Here is a 1,794-nt window from a genome sequence, read left to right as displayed (position 1 = left end):
CACTTCCACCTCTGCCCTATCTACCTCGTCGTCTTCAAGGGGGTTTACTTCTTTCGAATGGGATATCTCATCTTAAGGGGGGCTTCACGCTTAGATGCCTTCAGCGTTTATCCCTTCCGGGCTTGGCTACTCGGCCGTAGACTTGGCAGTCTAACCGATGCACCAGCGGCCCGTCCATCCCGGTCCTCTCGTACTAAGGACAGCTCCTCTCAGATATCCTACGCCCACGCCGGATAGGGACCGAACTGTCTCACGACGTTCTGAACCCAGCTCGCGTACCGCTTTAATGGGCGAACAGCCCAACCCTTGGGACCTACTACAGCCCCAGGATGCGATGAGCCGACATCGAGGTGCCAAACCACTCCGTCGATGTGAACTCTTGGGAGTGATAAGCCTGTTATCCCCAGGGTAGCTTTTATCCGTTGAGCGATGGCATTCCCACTTAATACCACCGGATCACTAAGCCCTACTTTCGTACCTGCTCCACCCGTCGGTGTCGCAGTCAAGCTCCCTTCTGCCTTTGCACTCTTCGAATGGTTTCCGTCCATTCTGAGGGAACCTTTGGGCGCCTCCGATACCCTTTCGGAGGCGACCGCCCCAGTCAAACTCCCCGTCTGGCATTGTCCCACCGCCGGGTCACGGCGGCTGGTTAGAAACCCAATACTGCAAGGGTGGTATCCCAACAGCGGCTCCACAATAACTGGCGTTACTGTCTCTAAGCCTCCCACCTATCCTGTACATGCAATACCGAGTCCCAGTACCAAACTGGAGTAAAGCTCCATGGGGTCTTTCCGTCCTGGCGCAGGTAACCAGCATCTTCACTGGTACTTCAATTTCACCGGATGCATTGTCGAGACAGCGCTCAAATCATTACGCCTTTCGTGCGGGTCGGAACTTACCCGACAAGGAATTTCGCTACCTTAGGACCGTTATAGTTACGGCCGCCGTTTACTGGGGCTTAAATTCAAAGCTTCGCTTGCGCTAACCTCTCCTCTTAACCTTCCAGCACCGGGCAGGCGTCAGCCCATATACCTCACCTTTCGGTTTCGCATAGACCTGTGTTTTTGCTAAACAGTTGCTTGAGCCTATTCTCTGCGGCCTCATTTCTGAGGCACCCCTTATCCCTAAGTTACGGGGCCATTTTGCCGAGTTCCTTGACAATGCTTCTTCCGCCGGCCTTAGGATTCTCTCCTCATCCACCTGTGTCGGTTTACGGTACGGGTACGGTACAAACAATAGCGGCTTTTCTTGACGCATGGCTCACGGACTTCACTACTTTATTTCGCTCCGCATCACGGCTTCCCATTGCCACCCGGATTTGCCAGAGTGGCTGGTACCCCGCTTGCACCGGGCTCTCCATTCCCGGCTTCCGCTTTCCTTACGTGTCCCCACAGTTCTGTCATACCGCAGTACAGGAATCTCCACCTGTTGTCCATCGGCTACGACTCTCGTCCTCGCCTTAGGCCCCGACTTACCCAGAGCAGATCAGCTTTACTCTGGAAACCTTGGATATTCGGCCTAGAGGATTCCCACCTCTATCTCGCTACTCATTCCGGCATTCTCTCTTCCATGCAGTCCACAGCTCCTTTCGGTACTGCTTCGTTCCGCATGCAATGCTCCTCTACCAACCTTTCGGTTCCTTAGTTTCGGTGGCGCGTTTCAGCCCCGGACATTTTCGGCGCAGGACCTCTCGACCAGTGAGCTATTACGCACTCTTTGAATGGATGGCTGCTTCTGAGCCAACATCCTGGTTGTCTTCGAAATCCCACATCCTTTTCCACTTAACGCGCACTT

General features: G+C 54.2%; 1 rRNA gene. It reads right to left on the bottom strand.

What is annotated here, in order from left to right:
* A 23S ribosomal RNA gene (locus ACTNC0_RS18130) occupies window positions 1-1,794 on the bottom strand; the annotation flags it as partial.

The organism is Blautia sp. HCP3S3_B11, assembly GCF_052064435.1.
In the GTDB taxonomy this organism is placed as follows: Bacteria; Bacillota; Clostridia; order Lachnospirales; family Lachnospiraceae; genus Blautia_A.
Note: the sequence above shows the minus strand (reverse complement) of the source record. Positions and strands in the feature narration are given on the sequence as shown.